Origin of the sequence: Micromonospora orduensis (genome assembly GCF_006228125.1) — a bacterium.
In the GTDB taxonomy this organism is placed as follows: domain Bacteria; phylum Actinomycetota; class Actinomycetes; order Mycobacteriales; family Micromonosporaceae; genus Micromonospora; species Micromonospora orduensis.
The window spans coordinates 1-16,897 of sequence record NZ_VDFY01000246.1; the positions used below are offsets into that span (position 1 = coordinate 1).

Here is a 16,897-nt window from a genome sequence, read left to right on the forward strand (position 1 = left end):
CCCGCCACACCGCGCGCTCCGCGGCCCGCGGGGCAAGATCGTGCTCGATCCTGGATGTGGTGGCCTCGCACACGGCGGAGGCCACCACATCCAGGTCGCAGCACGATCTTTCGGCGCGCGCAGGAGTCTTTCCCGCCATGGGCGGGAGGCGTGGACTGAGCGAGGAAGGGCGGGGAGTTCGGCGGGGAGCGGGTCCGCCGAACATCGGTGGGGCGTGATCCGGCAGGATCGAGGTGACCGGACACATCACCCAACACGGCAGGAGATCCCCGCATGAACCAGGCAGCAGGCGCCCGTCCGGGCAAGCCCGAGGTGGGTCCGATCGAGGGTGCGCCGCCGGCCGACCTCGTGATCGAGGACCTCGCCGTGGGCGAGGGCCCGCAGGCGCAGCCGGGCCAGCTGGCCAGCGTGCACTACGTCGGCGTGTCGCACTCCACCGGCAACGAGTTCGACTCGTCGTGGGACCGGGGCGAGGCGTTCGACTTCCCGCTCGGCGGCGGTCAGGTCATCGCCGGATGGGACCAGGGCGTGGTCGGCATGCGCGTCGGCGGCCGGCGTCGCCTCACCATCCCGCCGCACCTCGGGTACGGCGACCGGGGCGCGGGCGGCGTCATCAAGCCGGGCGAGACCCTGGTCTTCGTGGTCGACCTGCTCGACGTGCGCTGACCGGAGCTCTCGGGGGTCGCCGGCCGACACCGGTGGCCCCCCGCTCCCGGGCGCACCGCGCCGGGGCCCGGGCAGGCCGGTGAGAAGGGCTCAGGCGGCCAGCATCAGGTCCGCCGGCGGGGTGGCGGGGCGGCGTGCCGTGTCGACGCGGCGGGCGGCCTCGACCACGCGGGTCGGCTCCAGCACCGTCATCACCCGGTGCAGGCCGGTGGCGCGCAGCACCCGCGCGACCACCGGGGTCGGGTCGACGAGGATGAGCTCGCCGCCACGGGCACGGATGCGCAGGTGCGCGGCGAGCAGCGTCCGCACGCCGGCGGCGGAGAGCAGCCGCAGACCGGACATCTCAAGATGAAGCACCGGGCGCGCCGGCGCGGACCACAGCGCGGACCGGAACGCAGCCACCGTGGCGATGTCGACCTCGCCGGCCACCCGCACCCGGACCACCCGGTCACCCACGTTGACCTGCACGTCCAACCGGTCGCTGCGCTCTTTCATGCCCTGAAACCTATCCCCCACCACCGACAGTTTCGCCCGTCCGCGGAGTGATTCCGGGTACGCCCAGGGTCATCCCCGGAGGCACCCCGGGTCCCCCTCCAGATGGAGGCCAGGGTGCGGCTGGTCGATCATGGCGGTGGCGCGCGGCGATGCGGCGACCGATGACATCGGCGGGTGAGAATGGACCGATGGTGATCCCCCGACCCCGGCCGCCCCGGCTGATCCGGCCCGTTCGCGAGCCGGCCACCGTGCCTCCCCCGCTCACCGGGGCGTGGGCCGCCACCGACCGCCGACTCGACCAGGTCGACCTCCTGCCGCTGCCCGACGGCGCCGTCGGTCCCGAGGACGTGCTTGTCGACCCGGCCGGGCGGGTGATCAGTGGCGACGAGGACGGCCGGTTGTGGTGGTGGCCGGTCGACGCGCCCGCCGGCACCCGGCCCCGGCTGCTGGCCGAGACCGGCGGGCGACCGCTCGGCATCGAGCTGGACCCGTCCGGGGAGGCGCTTGTCGTCTGCGACGCGTACCGGGGGTTGCTGCGGGTCACACCGGACGGGGCGGTCCGCGAACTGACCGGGACTGCGCCGCCGGTGCACCTGGCCAACAACGCGGCGGTGGCCCGCGACGGCACTGTCTACTTCACCGACTCGTCGGACCGGTTCCCGGTCTCGCACTGGAAGCGGGACCTGCTGGAGCACCGCCCCAACGGCCGGGTGCTGGCGCACCATCCGAGCGGTGGCCGTACCGAGGTGGTGGCCGACGGGCTGTACTTCCCCAACGGGATCGCGCTGACCCCCGACGAGTCCGCGCTGATGCTCGTGGAGACCACCACCCACCGGCTGCTCCGCGTCGAGCTGGGCGGCGGGGTGCGGGTGCTCGCCGACCTGCCCGCGTACCCGGACAATCTCTCCGCGGTGGGCGACGGGACGTACTGGATCGCGCTGCCCAGCCCGCGGGTGCCGATCGCCGAGCGGCTTCTGCCGCATCCGCGGCTGCGCCAGCTCGCCGCGCTGCTGCCCGACGTGATGCAGCCGCAACCGCGCCGCTACGGGCTGGTCGCCCTGGTCGACGGCGCGGGCACGGTCCGCCGGACGCTGCACGGTCCGGCCGGGCACTACTGGATGATCACCGGGGTACGCCAGCACGGCGACCACCTCTGGCTGGGGAGCCTGATCGGGCCGGGCGTGGCCCGCGTACCCCTGCACTGACGGCGCGGGCCGGCCCGCCGCGGTGGCGGGCCGGCCCGGACGGCCGTCGGTGGTGTCTCAGCGACCGCTGACCGAGGGCGCCGGGACGGGCGATCCCCCGGCCACCGCCCCCGGGTGCGCCGGGGCGGCCGGCGCGGGCTTGAGCCCCGGTGGCACCGGCAGGGCGCTGCTCCGGACGAACTCGTCCCAGCTCACGTTCCACGCGGTCCAGCCGTTGCCCGGCTGCAACTCCACCTCGGTGCCCTTGACGGTGATCAGGTCACCGACCTGTGTCACGCCCATCAGCCAGTCGGCCGCGGCGGCGGAGACGTTCGCGCAGCCGTGCGAGACGTTCGTGTATCCCTGGTCGCCCTCGGACCACGGGGCGGAGTGGATGAACTCGCCACCCCAGGTGTAGCGCTGGGCGTCGTCGACGTCGACCACGTAGCCGCCGTCGGGCTCACCCCGGGTGTCGAAGGTGGTCCGTTCGTGCTTCTCCATGATCACCATCTTGCCGCTGGAACTGGGTGTGCTCGGCTTGCCCAGGCTGACCGGGATGCGGCGGATCTGCTTGCCGTCGCGCAGCACGGTCATCTGCTTGGTGGCGTTGTCGATCTCCAACGCTTGCTGCCGGCCGATCTTCGAGGTGGCGATCCGCTCGGCGTCGCCGATCCGGTCCTTGCCGATCGGCAGGCCCTCCAGCCCCGCCCGAACGCTGATCGTCGTACCAGGCTTCCAGAAATCGGGCGCGCGGTAATAGACCTGCGTGCCGTCCTCAAGCCACGACCAGGTGCCCGGTTGCGGCGGATTCGTCTTTACGAACAACCGGCGCTGGACATCCGCTCTGGCCTCTTTCGGAATTCCCGGGTCGAACGCCACGGTTACCGGCATGGCCGTGCCGTACGTCCGGTTGCCGACGAAATAGAGAGTGCTGGTGATCTGTGGCTTGGTGGATTTGGCCATCGTGGTGAACGTGGTGGTGCGGGTGGTGGTGGCACCCGAGTCGCCGGTCGCGGTCACCTCGGCGGTGTACGTCCGGCGGGGTTGCAGCGGCGCGCTCGGCACCCAGCCCGAGCCGTCCTCGCGCGGTTCGGCCTTGACCTGCGCGCCCTTGTCGTCGGTCAGTCGTACCCCGGTGACCCGGCCGCCCTTGACCGTGGCCCCCACCTCGGCGCTGACCGGGACGTCCCTGGCCTTGTCCCCCGGTGACACGGTGAGTTCCGGAGCCGCGGCGTGCCCCTTGGCCGCCGGATCCCGGTCGGCGGTACATCCGCCCAGGACGAGTGGTGCGGCTGCGATGGTTACCGCCAACAGCGTGAGTCGCCGCCTCGACGTCATGTTCTGTCCCCCCGTTTTCGGCTTCCCTCTGCCACATCTTCGTCGCCTCGGCAGGGGTGTCCACGCCATTCGGAATAATCGGTGACGCATTTACCGGGACATTTTCCGGCGGTGCGTCGCTTGGCGGAAGAAAGGCCATCTGGACGCCCCTCGCGCCCTTTGCTCTGCTTGCAGGGAGGCGACACCCGCTGTCCGGATAGACGGCCCGCCGGCACCCGGCCGGCCGGCGGCGGACCCCGAGCCGACCGGTACCGGCGGGAGGTCCCGGGCCGGCGCGCACCCCGGGCGCGGACTTTTGTCAGCTGGAGCGAAACTTTCGCCGAACGCGACGAAGCTTTGCCTTCGTCCGGGGGCAAGGGTAGGGTCCGGATCAAGATAGAGGGTTGCCCATTCGTCGATCAGCCTGCCGCCGCCCTGCCGGGTCGCCGCGTCCCGCCCCGATGGGTCCGGGTCGTGCCCCGCGTGCCGTCCCTCACCGTTCCGCCGGAGCGTGCCTCCGGGCGGTCCGGCGCGCCCCGGGACGGGCGGCAGTCGGTCGACCGCCGATCGACGGCGTCCGCGCCGTCAGGAAGGGACCACCACCATGGATCAACAGACCAACCGATCGGAGCCGACAGCGGCGTCCGAGGCGGTCAGCCGTCGTGGCCTGCTGCGCGCCGCGACGGTCTCGGCCGCCGCGGTCGGCGCCGCCGGTCTGCTCGCCGGCCCGGCCGCCGCCGCTCCCAGCGCCCAGGGCGGGCACTCCGGCGGTCGCCGCCGGGTGCCTGTCGACCGGATCAGCATCCAGCTGTACACGTTGCGCGACCAGCTGGCCGCCGACCTGCCCGGCACCCTGGGCGCGCTGCGGCGGATCGGCTACCGGCGGGTCGAACACGCCGGCTTCGTGGGACGCACCGCCGCGCAGTTCCGCGCCGCGCTCGACGAGGCCGGGCTGCGCGCCACCTCCGGCCACACCGGCATCCCGCAGCCGTTCGACGACGCCACCTGGCAACGCGCCCTGGACGACGCGCACACCGTCGGCAGCAAGAAGATCGTGCACCCGTACTTCGGCCGCGACGCCAACGGGCAGGCGATCCGGGACCCCGCCGTCTACCGGGCCCTGGCGCGGGACCTCAACCGGGCCGGCCGGCTCGCCGAGCGCGCGGGGCTCGACTTCGGCTACCACAACCACCAACTGGAGTTCGTGCCGCTGACCGACGGCTCGACCGGCTTCGAGATCCTCACCGGGCAGACCGACCCGCGGCTGGTCCACTTCGAACTCGACCTCTACTGGACGTGGCGGGGCGCCCACGACCCGGTCGACGTGATCCGGGCCAACCGTGGCCGGATCCGTCAGGTGCACGTCAAGGACCTCGACGTCGAGGGCGGCTTCGCCGACCTCGGTGACGGCGTCATCGACTTCGGTCGGATCTTCGCCCACGAACGGGAAGCGGGCATCGAGGAGTACATCGTGGAGCGCGACGACGCGGGCACCGCACCGCGCTCCCCCGCCGACGCCCTGGACACCGCCCGGGTCGGCTTCGACTATCTCGCCTCACTCCGGTACTGAAAACCACCTCGGGGGACGACCTGATGAACAGGACCGCATTCGCGTCCGCGCTGCTGCTGGTGACGGCCGGCCTGGCCGTACCGCCGGCGGCCGCGGCCGCCGCGCCGGCCGCGCCGCCGGACAGCAGCTTTCAGAAAGTCACACTCAACGACTTCCCCGGCGAGCCGATGAGCCTCGCCGTCCTGCCCGACCTGCGGGTGCTGCACACCTCCCGGACCGGCGAGGTCCGCATCCACGACCCGCGCACCGGGCTGAACACCCTCGCCGCCGACATCCCGGTGTACGAGCACGACGAGGAGGGTCTGCAGGGGGTCGCCATCGACCCGAACTTCGCCCAGAACAAGTGGGTGTACCTCTACTACTCGCCGCCGCTGGACACCCCGGTGGACGATCCCGCCACGCCCGGCGTCAACGAGGGGGACGCGCCGGAGACCGGCACCGAGGCGGACTGGCAGCGGTTCAAGGGTGCGCTGCGGCTGTCCCGGTTCAAGCTCGACGGGATGAAGCTCAACCTCGCCAGCGAGCAGCAGATCATCGACGTGGCCACCGACCGGGGCATCTGCTGCCACGTCGGCGGGCAGATCGACTTCGACAGCAAGGGCAACCTGTACCTGTCGACAGGTGACGACACCAACCCGTTCGCCTCCGACGGCTACATCCCGATCGACGAGCGGGCCGACCGGAACCCGGCGTACGACGCCCAGCGCAGCTCGGCCAACACGAACGACCTGCGCGGCAAGCTGCTGCGCATCAAGCCGAAGGCCGGTGGCGGTTACACGGTGCCGGCCGGCAACCTGTTCAAGCCGGGAACGGCGAAGACCCGTCCGGAGATCTACGCGATGGGGCTGCGCAACGCGTTCCGCTTCGCCGTGGACCGGCGGACCGACAACGTGTACCTGGCCGACTACTCCCCCGACGCCTCCAACCCGAACCCGGAGCGCGGGCCGGCCGGACACGGCCGGTGGATGCTGATCGACAAGCCGGCGAACTACGGCTGGCCGTACTGCGTGACGCCGACGATCGCGTACCGCGACTACGACTTCGCCACCGGCCAGTCCGGCAAGAAGTTCAACTGCGCGCGCCCGGTCAACGACTCTCCCCACAACACCGGCAAGCGGCAGCTGCCGCCGGTCGAGCAGCCGCAGGTCTGGTACCCGTCCGCGGCGTCCGGTGAGTTCCCGCAGCTGGGCACCGGCGGTATCGGCCCGATGGGCGGCCCGGCGTACGACTACGACGGGACCAGCACCTCGCGGACCCGCTGGCCGGCCTACTACGACGGGGTGCCGCTGTTCTACGAGTGGACCCGGGACTACATCAAGGAGTTCCGCCTCGACTCCGACGGCGACGTGGCCGACATCCGGCCGGTGGTGCCGTCGCTTGTGGTGGACAACCCGATGGACATGGAGTTCGGCCCGGACGGGGCGCTCTACGTGCTGGAGTACGGCGACGGCTACTTCGCCGAGAACCCGGACGCGCAGCTCTCCCGGATCGACTTCGTGCGGGGCAACCGGACGCCGATCCCGAAGATCAGCGGCACCCCGACCGTCGGGCAGGCGCCGTTGACCGTCGCGTTCTCCAGCGCCGGCACCACCGACCCGGACGGTGACAGGCTGAGCTACGCGTGGGACTTCAACGCGGACGGCTCGGTGGACAGCACCGCTCCGAACGCGACCTGGACGTTCGCGGAGAACGGCTCGTACACCCCGACGCTGAAGGTGACCGACCGCACCGGCCGCTCCGCCTCGGCGACCCTGCCGCTGGTGGTCGGGCCGACCGCCCCGGTCGTCGAGTTCGTCGCCCCGGTGGCCGGGCAGCCCTTCCAGTTCGGGCAGACGGTCGCGTACGAGGTGAAGGTCACCGACGACCTGCCGGTGGACTGCTCCCGGGTGAAGGTCACCTACGTGCTCGGGCACGACGAGCACGGGCACCCGCTCTCCACGTCGACCGGTTGCAGTGGGACCATCCCCACCTTCATCGACGGTGGGCACAGCGGAGCGGACAATCTGACGGCGGTCTTCGTCGCGGAGTACACCGACGCGCCGACCGAGCCGGGTGTGCCGCCGCAGTCGGCCTCGGCCACGGTGGTGCTGGACCCGACCCCGGTGGCCGGCCTGGCCGGCTGAGAGGTTCCACGGTGACAGCGGCGGCGGTCGGAGTGTTCCGGCCGCCGCCGCCCGTGGGTCAGCTCCAGTCGCTGTCGACGTGGTTGTCGCGCCAGCGTCCGCCCACCGGCGGGGTGTCCAGCCGCATCCCCTCCTCGGCGTTGCCGGCGAGGTCGTTGTCCTCGACCCGGCAGTCCACGCAGCTGCCCCGCTCGGTGATCCACAGACCGTGGGTCTGGGTACGGGACTCGTGGTTGTCCCAGATCCGGTTGCCGCGGATGGTGGCCGAGTCGAACGGCGCGTCGATGGCGATGCCGGCCCGTCGCCCGGGGGCGGGGTCCAGTTCGTACGCGCAGCCCGGGGGCGGCACGTCCCCGCTCCACGCGCTGACCGCGTCCGGGCGGACCGGGGCCAGGGTGAGTTCGTCGCCGGTGTTGGCGGCCACCGTGGCCACGGACCGGCCGACCCGCAGGATCTTGCCCCGGTGCCCGTCGTGCGGCCAGTCGGCGGTGCGGTCCACCAGGCTCCGCTCGCTGTAGCGGACGGCCTCGCCCGCACCGCCGGCGGCCCGGGCGTACTGCCGTCCGTTGTTGCGGATCCGGTTGTTGAGCAGCACGGCGTCGGTCATCTGGTGGTCGATGCGGACCGCGTCCAGACCGTTTCCCCAGAACTCGTTGCTCTCGATCACCACGTCCCGGATCGGGCCCTCGTAACCGCGCCGGAGGTCGCGCGCGTGGTAGCCGTGCTGGCCGTTTCCGCTGATCCGGTTGCCCCGGACGAGGTACGGGCCGGGGCTGTTGCCGATGCTGACCCCGTCGCGCAGGTTGCCGTCGATGACGCAGTCGGTGACGAGTCCACCCCGCCCGGCCACGGACGAGGTGCCCTGCGACGACACGTCGAAGCCGGCCTCCAGGTTGCCGGTCATGGTGCAGGCGGACACGATCAGGCCGTCGGTGCCCCAGTCGGAGATGCCGAACCGGTTGCCCTGGCTGTGGCAGCCGATGATGCGGTAGCCGCGGGGCGGTTCCCAGTAGTCCTTCTGCAACTCCAGGAAGATCCCGTTGGTGCCGTTGGCCAGGGCGGTGCAGTTGGCGATGGTCAACCGCTCCACCGGGCCCCACCCGCCGACGCCGACGCCGATGCCGGCTCCGCCCATCTGCTCGCCGTTGTCCAGTCGGCCGCAGCCGACCACCACCACGCCGTCGATCAGCGAGTCCTGGAGGAAGTCGCAGCCCAGCCCGCTGGCGGCGGTGTGGTGGATGTACAGGTTGCGGAACACACCCCGTACCACGTACTGCAGGCCGAGTCCCTTGGCCAGGTAGTTGTACTCGGCCAACGCCACGCCCGAGCCGTCGATCCGGAAGTCGGCGAACGTGCAGTCGGCGATGTGCCGGTCCCGGCCGGCGCCGTGCTGCAGGGTCGTCCAGAAGGCCAACGGGGTCGGGTCGGCCCGGTTGCCCTCGTTGCTCAGCATGAACCGGGTCGCCGCCGGGCCGGCCCCGACCAGCGACACCCCGCTGCGCCACACGGTGCCGGCGTCGCGGATCGAGTAGATGCCAGGCGGGCAGTAGATCACCCGGGCCCGCCCGTCGGAGGCGTACCCGGCACCGAGCCGGTCCACGAGGGCGGCCAGCGCCGGCTGGTCGTTGGTCGCGCCATCACCGGTCAGCCCGTACTCCAGGGCGTCGCAGTAGAGCGGCGCGCCGGCGGCGGCGGGCCGCCGTACCCGGACCGAGTTGAGTATCGCCTCGTACGCCACGGGCCGGCTCCCTTCGACGCGGGTGGTGCGCGCCGACTTCCCGGTGACGTGTGGGGGAAACCCCTGGCCGCGGGGCCGGCCCCGGCGCCGCGTGGGCAGCGCCGGGGCCGGGGTACGCCCCTCAGACGGCGGCGATCAGCAGCGCCGGGCGCTCCACGCAGTCGGCCACGTGCCGCAGGAAGCCACCGGCCACCCCACCGTCGCAGACCCGGTGGTCGAAGGTGAGGCTGAGCTGGGTCACCTTGCGGACCGCGAGCTGCCCGTCGACGACCCACGGCTTGTCCACGATCCGCCCGACGCCGAGCAGTGCCGCCTCCGGGTGGTTGATGATCGGCGTGGAGCCGTCGACGCCGAACACGCCGTAGTTGTTGAGCGTGAACGTGCCGCCGGTGAGTCGGGCCGGCGGCAGGCTGCCGGCCCGCGCCGCGGCGGTGGTCGCCGCCAGCTCGGCGGCCAGCTCGGCGGTGGTGAGCCGTTGGGCGTCGCGCAGCACCGGCACCAGCAGGCCCCGGTCGGTCTGCGCGGCGATGCCCAGGTGCACCCCGGCGGACTGGACGATCCGCTGCGCCTCGGTGTCGACGCGGGAGTTGAGCTGGGGGAACCGGCGCAGACCGCTGAGGCAGATCCGGGCCAGCAGGGCCAGGATGCTCACCGGGGCGTCGGGCGTCGCCGCGTTGATCGCCGCCCGGGTCTCCAGCAGCCCGGTGGCGTCCACGTCCACCCAGATGGTCACCTCGGGGATCTCCCGCCGGCTGCGGGACAGCTTGTCGGCGATCACCTTGCGCACACCGGTGAGCGGGATGACCACGTCGCCGTCCCCGGCCGGGGCCATCGCCACGTGCGGGTCCGGCACGGCGGCGAGCCGGGCCGTCGGCGCGGCCAGCGCCGCCTCCACGTCGGCGCGACGGATCACCCCGCCGGGCCCGCTGCCGTTCAGCGTGGCGAGGTCGACGCCGCGCTCACGGGCCAACCGCCGCACGATCGGCGAGATGACCAGGGCGCTCGACGGGCGCACCGGGTCGGCGGGCGCGTCCGGGCTGGCCGCCGGGCCGGCGTCGGCGCGGCCGGCGTCGACCGGTTCCGGGGCTAGCGCCAGCCGGGGGCGACGCCGACGCCGCGTGGCGCCGCCGTGGCCGGTGCCGTACCCGATCAGCACGTTGCCGGAGCCGGCCCGCTCCTCCTCGCGGTAGGTGGCGTGCCCGGCGGGCTCGTCGCCGCCGCCGTCCAACGGGGCGATGGTGATCAGAGGTTGACCGACCGGGCGTACCTCACCGGCCGCGCCGTGCAGGGTGACGACCCGGCCGGCGTACGGGCAGGGCACGTCGACGACCGCCTTGGCGGTCTCCACCTCGACCACGCTCTGGTCGACAGTGACGATGTCGCCCACGGCGACCCGCCACTCGACGATCTCGGCCTCGCTCAACCCCTCGCCCAGGTCGGGCAGGAGGAAGACCTGGGTCCGCTCGACGGTGGTCATGCCGCCGCCCAACGCGCGTCCGGCTGGTCGTCCCACTGCAGGCGGGCCACCGCGTCCAGGACCCGGTCCACCCCGGGCAGGTGGGTGTGCTCCAGCATCGGCGCCGGGTACGGGATGTCCAGCCCGGCGACCCGCAGCACCGGGGCGTGCAGGGCGTGGAAGCAGCGTTCCTGCACCCGGGCGGCGATCTCCGCGCCGACACCCGCGAAGCCGGGCGCCTCCTGGATCACCACGCACCGGCCGGTACGCCGGACCGAGGCGGTGATTGTGGCGTCGTCGAACGGCACGATCGTGCGCACGTCCACCACCTCCAGGTCCCAGCCCTCCTCGCGGGCGGCCTCCGCGGCCTCCAGCGCGACAGGCACCGCCGGCCCGTACGCCACAAGGGTGGCGTCGCGGCCGGGCCGCCGGACCACGGCCCGGCCGAACGGCTCGGTACGCGTCGGCAGCTGCGCGTCGGCGCTGCCGAAGTAGAGCTTCTTGGGCTCCATGAAGACCACCGGGTCGGGGTCGTCGATCGCCTCGCGCAGCAGCGAGTACGCGTCCTCGACGGTCGCCGGGGTGACCACCTTCAGGCCCGGGGTGTGCGCGTAGTACGCCTCGGACGAGTCGCAGTGGTGCTCCACCCCGCCGATGCCGCCGGCGTACGGCACCCGGATGACGATGGGCACGCTGAGCGCGCCCCGGGTGCGGTTGCGCAGCTTGGCCACGTGCGAGGCGATCTGCTCGAACGCCGGGTACGCGAACGCGTCGAACTGCATCTCGACCACCGGCCGGAGCCCGGACATGGCCAGGCCGACGGCGAAGCCGACGATGCCGGCCTCCGCGAGGGGCGTGTCGAAGCACCGGTCCTCGCCGAAGCGGGCCTGCAATCCGTCGGTGATGCGGAAGACGCCGCCGAGTTGCCCGACGTCCTCACCGAAGACGACGACCCGCTCGTCGGCGGCGAGGGCGTCGGCGAGCGCGGTGTTGAGCGCCTTCGCCATGGTGGTGGCCATCAGGCCTTCCCGTCCTCGTCACTCGCGGCGGCCAGTTCGGCGCGGACCTGTTCACGTTGCTCGACCAGCTGCGGGGTGGGTTCGGCGTAGACGTGGTCGAAGAGGCTCAGCGGGTCGACGCTGGGCTGCTCGTTCATCCGGGCGCGCAGGTCCGCCGCGTACGCCTCGGCCTGCTCGGCGATCTCGGCGACCGCCGCGTCGTCGAGCACTCCCCGGGCCCGCAGGTAGGTCTCCAGGCGGACGAGCGGGTCGCGGTCGCGCCAGGCGTCGACCTCGGCGCCGTCGCGGTAGCGGCTGGCGTCGTCGGCGTTGGTGTGCGGTTCCATCCGGTAGGTGTGCGCCTCGACGAGGAACGGCCCGTTGCCGGCGCGGGCGTGCGCGACCGCGCGGGTGAGCACGGCGAGCACCGCCACCGGGTCGTTGCCGTCGACCTGCTCGCTGGGCACGCCGTAGCCGACGCCCTTGTAGGCCAGCGACGGCGCGGCGGTCTGCCGCGACAGCGGGACGCTGATGGCGTACCTGTTGTTCTGGACGAAGTAGACGACCGGCGCCTTGAACACGGCGGCGAAGTTGATCCCCTCGTGGAAGTCGCCCTCGCTTGTCGCGCCGTCGCCGATGAAGGCCAGCGCCACGGTGTCGCGCCCCTGGTACGCCTCGCCGTGCGCGAGACCGGCGGCGTGCACGCACTGGGTGGCCAGCGGCGTGCACTGCGGCGCGGTGCGTACCTCGGTGGGGTCGTAGCCGCAGTGCCAGTCGCCGCGCAGCAGCGTGAGCACCTCGACCGGGTCGATGCCCCGGGCAACCAGAGCCATCGACTCGCGGTACGTGGGAAAGACCCAGTCGGTGTCGCGGACCGCGAGCACCGCGGCGACCTGGCACGCCTCCTGGCCCCGCGAGGACGGGTAGACGGCGAGGCGGCCCTGCTTGGTCAACGCGGTCGCCTGGGTGTCGAAGCGGCGGCCGAGCACCATCCGGCGGTACAGCTCGCGCAGCGCCTCGACGGGCGGCTCCGGATAGTCGGTGCGGGCGGGCAGCGGCGTGCCGGTCGGGTCGAGCAGGCGGACCGGTTCGGCGTCCGGGAGCAGTGGGCGCGCCGGGTCGGGCGGGGTGGCCGCCCGACGGGTACGCGGGGATGCCCTGCGGACCGCCTGGGGAGTGGTCGTCACGGCGGAACCTCCTGGGACGTGTGGTGGGCCTATGCTTCCGCTGTCGGATGATTGACTCAAGATCCACCAGGAAGGCGGGACGATTGGCATGCTGAGGGAGCTTCGGTGAGCCAGGAGGCCGCAGACGGGGTGAGCCGGGCGAGCGGAACGGGACGATCGGCCCGGCACCTGGACGAGGTCGACCGCCGGATCCTCGACGAGCTGGTCCGCGACGGCCGGACCTCGGTACGCACCCTGGCCGAGCGGATCCACATCTCCCGCACGAACGCGTACGCCCGGGTGGAGCGGCTGCTCCGCGACGGCGTGATCACCGGCTTCCGGGCCCAGGTGGCGCCGGAGGCCGCCGGGCTGGGCACCTCGGCGTACATGGCGTTGACGATCGAGCAGAACACCTGGCGCGAGGTGTCCGCCGAGCTGGCCCAGGTCCGCTACGTCGAGCACGTGGCGCTGCTCAGCGGCGAGCACGACGTGCTGGCCCTGGTCCGGACCCCGGACAACGCCACCCTGCGGTACGTGGTGCTGGACCGGGTGCAGCGCATCGCCGGCGTGCTGTCGACGCGGTCCTGGCTGGTCTTCGAGGAGTTCGACGGGACGCAGAGCCCCTGGCAGTAGGGCCCTCAACACGAACATCATGGCAGAAATGCCGATACCGGTCAGTCGGTAACAAATCACCCGCAAGATCCGCCAGATGGCTATCTCAGACCAGCTGTGGACGGCGGCCAGGGCCTCCGCCCCACGACCGCCCGCGCCGGCGCCGGACAACCCGCGGTCCTTCCGCTGAGACATCGAAGGTCTGCGGGCGGTCGCCGTGCTGCTGGTGCTCCTCGGTCACGCCGGAGTGCCGTACCTGTACGGCGGGTTCGTCGGCGTGGTGGTGTTCTTCGTGATCTCGGGTTTCCTCGTCACCGGCCTGCTGCTGGAGGAACTCGACACGCGGGGGCGCCTGTCGCTCGCCGACTTCTACGCCCGACGGGCCAAGCGCCTCCTGCCCGCCGCCGCGACGGTGCTCATCGCGAGCCTGGTGCTGACCTACCTCTTCCTCCCCCGCGGCCGCTGGTTCACCACCGCCTGGGATGTCATCGCCAGCGCGTGTTACGCGATGAACTGGCGCATGGCGGGGCAGTCCCTCGACCACGTCGCCGCCAACGACGCGCCGAGCATCGCTTAGCACTTCTGGTCCCTCGCCGTCGAGGAGCAGTTCTATCTGGTCTGGCCACTGCTGCTGCTCGTCCTCGGATGGTTCGCCCGGCGGCGCGGACGCGCACCACCTGACCGCCACCTACTCGGCGACACTCGCACCGCGGGTGGCCGCCGCGCTCACGCCCGTGATCGCCAGGCTGTGACGTCCCCGGTGGGGCTCACCGCTCGGGCGGAGCCTCCAGGCCCTCCCGGTCGGCCAGCTCAAGCAGCGGCTCCAACGAGTACCGGTCGCCGTCCAGGCCCGCGTGCGGATCGCCGCGCTCGGCGAAGCGGGCCGGCACGGACAGCACGTCGAAGTCCTCCGGCCGGGCGTCGTCCAGTTCCGCCCAGTCCAGCGGCGCCGACACCAGGGCCCGGGGCGTGGGCCGGATGGAGTACGCCGAGGCCATCGTGTGGTCCCGCGACATCTGGTTGTAGTCGACGAAGACCGGCCGGTCCCGCTGCTCCCGCCACCAGGTGGTGGTGACCAGGTCCGGCAGCCGGCGCTGCATCTCGCGGCCCAACGCGAGCACCGCCCGACGGCACTCGCCGAAGCTCCACCGCGGCTCGATCGACAGGTACACGTGCAGGCCCCGCCCGCCGGTGGTCTTCGGGTAGCCGGTCAGGCCCAGCTCGGCGAGGAACGCCCGCACCTCCCGGGCCACCGGCACCACCTGCTCGAACCCGACGCCGGGCATCGGGTCCAGGTCGATGCGCAGCTGGTCCGGCCGCTCCACGTCGGCGGCGCTGACCGGCCACGGGTGAAAGCGCAGGGTGCCCAGGTTGGCCGCCCAGATCACCACGGCCAGCTCGCTGGGCGCGACCTCGTCCGCGGTCCGGCCACTGGGGAAGGTGATGTGCGCCGTACGCACCCACTCGGGCGCGCCCGCCGGCAGCCGCTTCTGGTAGAAGGCGTCACCCCGGTTGGTCTGCCGGGTGGCGATCGTCGCGCCCTCGAAGACACCGCGCGGCCAGCGCTCCAGCATGGTGGGCCGGTCCCGCAGGGCGCGCAGGATGCCGTCACCCACCGCCAGGAAGTACCGCACCACGTCCAGCTTGGTCAGCCCGCGCTCCGGGAAGTACGGCTTGTCGGGGCTGGAGACGCGGACCAGCCGCTCCCCAACCCGGATCTCCTCCGCCGCCGTGGCCACGCCCCTGAGGGTACGACGCCGGTCAGGTGATCAGCAGCACGCCGGCCAGGATCAGTGGCAGCCCGACGAAGAGAAACATGCCGACCCCGGTGAGCACGCGCCCGCCGCCGGCCTCCTCGCGCTCCGGCGCCACACCGAAGGTGGCGCGCGGGCCGAGCATGCCGATCCGGCTCAGCGTCAGGTCACCGGTCACCCCGAACAGCGCACCGACCACAATCAACGCGATGCCCAACCGATTCGTGTAGTCGCCGCCGGCGACCGCCACCCAGAGCGCCACCGCGACCGCGACCAGAAGCACCGCGATCACGAACAAGACCAACGCCTCGCGCAGACCCCGCACGACCGTCATCGTCCACCACCCCCGTAGGCGGACATTGTCGCCCGTCGACCCGTCCCGCCGCTGCCCCGAGGCCGACGGCGCTGCCCGGCGGCGACCCGCCTCGGCGCGGACGGTGCCGCGTCGGGGCGCGCGGTTACCGTTGACGGCGTCCGGGTAGGGGGTCGACATGGCGGAACTGTCAACCCTCTGGATCGTCCGGCACGGCGAGAGCACCGCGAACGTCGCGGCGACACATGCCGAGGCGTCGGGCGCGGAGCTGATCGACCTCACCCACCGTGACGCCGACGTGCCACTGTCCCCGACCGGCGAGGACCAGGCCAGGGCGACCGGCCGCTGGCTGGCTGAGCTGCCGGACGCGAAGCGCCCGGATGTGGCTGTGGTGTCGCCGTACCTGCGGGCGGTGCGGACCGCGCGGCTGGCGCTGGCCGACACCGACATCCCCGTCCACCGCGACGAGCGGCTGCGCGACCGGGAACTGGGCATCCTCGACGGGCTGACCGGGCACGGGGTGCGGCGACGCTACCCGGACGAGGCCGAGCGTCGGACCCGGCTCGGCAAGTTCTACTACCGGCCGCCGGGCGGAGAGTCGTGGACGGACGTGGCGTTGCGCCTGCGGACGCTGCTGGGGGACCTGCGCCGTGACCACGAGGGTTGCCGGGTGCTGCTCTTCGGCCACGACGCGCTGGTCTTCCTGCTTCGTTACCTGGTGGAGGGGTTGACCGAGGAGGAGCTGATGGTGCTCACCCGGCAGCAGGTGATCGCCAACTGCTCGATCACCGAATGGTCGGCGGACGCCGACGACCGGCTGGTCCTCAGCACGTTCAACGATGTCGAGCACCTGCGTCAGCAGGGCGCCGAGGCGACCAGGGAGGACGAGATCCATGCCGAGCCGGTCTGAGGTGAAGGTGATCACGCCTGGGCTGCTGCGGGACTGGGCGCTGCCGGTGCCGGCCGGCGGCAAGGAGAGCCGGGGCACCGTGCTGGTGGTCGGTGGTTCCCGGTTCACCCCCGGCGCGGTCCTGCTCGCCGGGGTGGCCGCGCTGCGCGCCGGCGCCGGGGTGCTCCAGCTCGCCGCCGCCGAGTCCACCGCCGCCACGCTGAGCATCGAGGTGCCGGAGGCGCTGGTGGTCGGTCTGCCGGAGACCGCCGACGGCGCGGTGGCCGCCGACCGGGACGGTCAACTCGGCGGCCTGGTCGCGCAGGCCGACGTGGTGGCGATCGGCCCCGGCCTGAAGGCGATCGACGAGACCAACCGTCTGCTGAGCCTGGTCCTGGACGCCGCCCGCCCGGACACGTCGCTGGTGCTCGACGCGTACGCCCTCGGTGCGCTCAGCCACGCGCCGGACCTGCTGGTCGGCTCGGGCCGGCCCGTGGTGCTCACCCCCAACGTCACCGAGGCGGGGCACCTGCTCGGGCGGGACCCGGGCGACGACCTGGACGCCGAGGCGGCCGAGCTGGCGGCCCGGTACGAGGCGGTCGTGTCGCTCTACGGG

General features: G+C 72.7%; 16 protein-coding genes. 8 read left to right on the plus strand and 8 right to left on the minus strand.

Translation table 11 applies throughout. The features are described from left to right. The first annotated feature begins 273 nt into the window (after window positions 1-273). Window positions 274-666 (plus strand): FKBP-type peptidyl-prolyl cis-trans isomerase, encoded by a 393-nt coding sequence (locus FHG89_RS27625; protein ID WP_139587336.1) that lies wholly within the window; start codon window positions 274-276, stop codon window positions 664-666. A 90-nt stretch (window positions 667-756) separates the two neighbouring features. Here the strand turns inward: FHG89_RS27625 and FHG89_RS27630 are convergent, their stop codons facing one another. Next, the gene (locus FHG89_RS27630) at window positions 757-1,161 is read right to left on the minus strand and encodes an STAS domain-containing protein (RefSeq protein ID WP_139587337.1); all 405 of its coding nucleotides are present in this window, start codon (window positions 1,159-1,161) and stop codon (window positions 757-759) included. Between the two features lie 188 nt (window positions 1,162-1,349). On the opposite strand from FHG89_RS27630, the gene FHG89_RS27635 reads away from it, so the two are divergent. Next, a complete protein-coding gene (locus FHG89_RS27635; RefSeq protein WP_139587338.1) occupies window positions 1,350-2,366 on the plus strand; it encodes an SMP-30/gluconolactonase/LRE family protein in 1,017 nt (338 codons plus the stop codon). A 57-nt stretch (window positions 2,367-2,423) separates the two neighbouring features. Here the strand turns inward: FHG89_RS27635 and FHG89_RS27640 are convergent, their stop codons facing one another. Continuing rightward, window positions 2,424-3,683: a L,D-transpeptidase gene (locus FHG89_RS27640; protein WP_139587339.1), complete on the minus strand. Its 1,260-nt coding sequence runs from the start codon at window positions 3,681-3,683 to the stop codon at window positions 2,424-2,426. A gap of 583 nt (window positions 3,684-4,266) precedes the next feature. Here FHG89_RS27640 and FHG89_RS27645 point away from each other — a divergent pair. Further along, window positions 4,267-5,232 carry a sugar phosphate isomerase/epimerase family protein gene (locus tag FHG89_RS27645; protein WP_139587340.1) on the plus strand — a complete coding sequence of 322 codons (966 nt, stop codon included), beginning with the start codon at window positions 4,267-4,269 and terminating at the stop codon, window positions 5,230-5,232. A 23-nt stretch (window positions 5,233-5,255) separates the two neighbouring features. Further along, a complete protein-coding gene (locus tag FHG89_RS27650) occupies window positions 5,256-7,355 on the plus strand; it encodes a PQQ-dependent sugar dehydrogenase (protein ID WP_139587341.1) in 2,100 nt (699 codons plus the stop codon). A gap of 58 nt (window positions 7,356-7,413) precedes the next feature. On the opposite strand, the gene FHG89_RS27655 is transcribed toward FHG89_RS27650, so the two are convergent. The 4 genes from FHG89_RS27655 to pdhA form a co-directional block, all read right to left on the minus strand. Beyond that, on the minus strand, window positions 7,414-9,093 hold the full coding sequence (locus tag FHG89_RS27655; RefSeq protein WP_139587342.1) for a right-handed parallel beta-helix repeat-containing protein: 1,680 nt from the start codon (window positions 9,091-9,093) through the stop codon (window positions 7,414-7,416). Window positions 9,094-9,214: 121 nt separating this feature from the next. After that, window positions 9,215-10,582: a dihydrolipoamide acetyltransferase family protein gene (locus FHG89_RS27660; RefSeq protein WP_139587349.1), complete on the minus strand. Its 1,368-nt coding sequence runs from the start codon at window positions 10,580-10,582 to the stop codon at window positions 9,215-9,217. After that, window positions 10,567-11,571, minus strand: a complete 1,005-nt coding sequence (locus tag FHG89_RS27665; protein ID WP_208761132.1) for an alpha-ketoacid dehydrogenase subunit beta — start codon at window positions 11,569-11,571, stop codon at window positions 10,567-10,569. Before FHG89_RS27665 ends, FHG89_RS27660 begins: the two co-directional genes overlap by 16 nt. After that, window positions 11,568-12,734, minus strand: a complete 1,167-nt coding sequence (gene pdhA, locus FHG89_RS27670; protein WP_139587344.1) for a pyruvate dehydrogenase (acetyl-transferring) E1 component subunit alpha — start codon at window positions 12,732-12,734, stop codon at window positions 11,568-11,570. Before pdhA ends, FHG89_RS27665 begins: the two co-directional genes overlap by 4 nt. A gap of 129 nt (window positions 12,735-12,863) precedes the next feature. On the opposite strand from pdhA, the gene FHG89_RS27675 reads away from it, so the two are divergent. Next, window positions 12,864-13,346 carry an Lrp/AsnC family transcriptional regulator gene (locus FHG89_RS27675; protein ID WP_425280226.1) on the plus strand — a complete coding sequence of 161 codons (483 nt, stop codon included), beginning with the start codon at window positions 12,864-12,866 and terminating at the stop codon, window positions 13,344-13,346. A 181-nt stretch (window positions 13,347-13,527) separates the two neighbouring features. Then, on the plus strand, window positions 13,528-13,902 hold the full coding sequence (locus FHG89_RS33980) for an acyltransferase family protein (RefSeq protein WP_280116091.1): 375 nt from the start codon (window positions 13,528-13,530) through the stop codon (window positions 13,900-13,902). 190 nt (window positions 13,903-14,092) lie between these two features. On the opposite strand, the gene FHG89_RS27685 is transcribed toward FHG89_RS33980, so the two are convergent. Together FHG89_RS27685 and FHG89_RS27690 are read right to left on the minus strand one after the other, a co-directional pair. Continuing rightward, window positions 14,093-15,064, minus strand: a complete 972-nt coding sequence (locus FHG89_RS27685) for a DNA polymerase domain-containing protein (RefSeq protein WP_139587346.1) — start codon at window positions 15,062-15,064, stop codon at window positions 14,093-14,095. Between the two features lie 22 nt (window positions 15,065-15,086). Then, on the minus strand, window positions 15,087-15,572 hold the full coding sequence (locus FHG89_RS27690) for a hypothetical protein (RefSeq protein ID WP_244295912.1): 486 nt from the start codon (window positions 15,570-15,572) through the stop codon (window positions 15,087-15,089). On the opposite strand from FHG89_RS27690, the gene FHG89_RS27695 reads away from it, so the two are divergent. Both FHG89_RS27695 and FHG89_RS27700 read left to right on the plus strand, forming a co-directional pair. Beyond that, complete coding sequence (locus FHG89_RS27695; protein ID WP_139587347.1) at window positions 15,571-16,302, plus strand: histidine phosphatase family protein; 732 nt, start codon at window positions 15,571-15,573, stop codon at window positions 16,300-16,302. The genes FHG89_RS27690 and FHG89_RS27695 overlap by 2 nt on opposite strands. Beyond that, the coding region (locus FHG89_RS27700; protein WP_139587348.1) for an ADP-dependent NAD(P)H-hydrate dehydratase at window positions 16,286-16,897 on the plus strand (612 nt) is incomplete at its 3' end. The genes FHG89_RS27695 and FHG89_RS27700, both read left to right, overlap by 17 nt.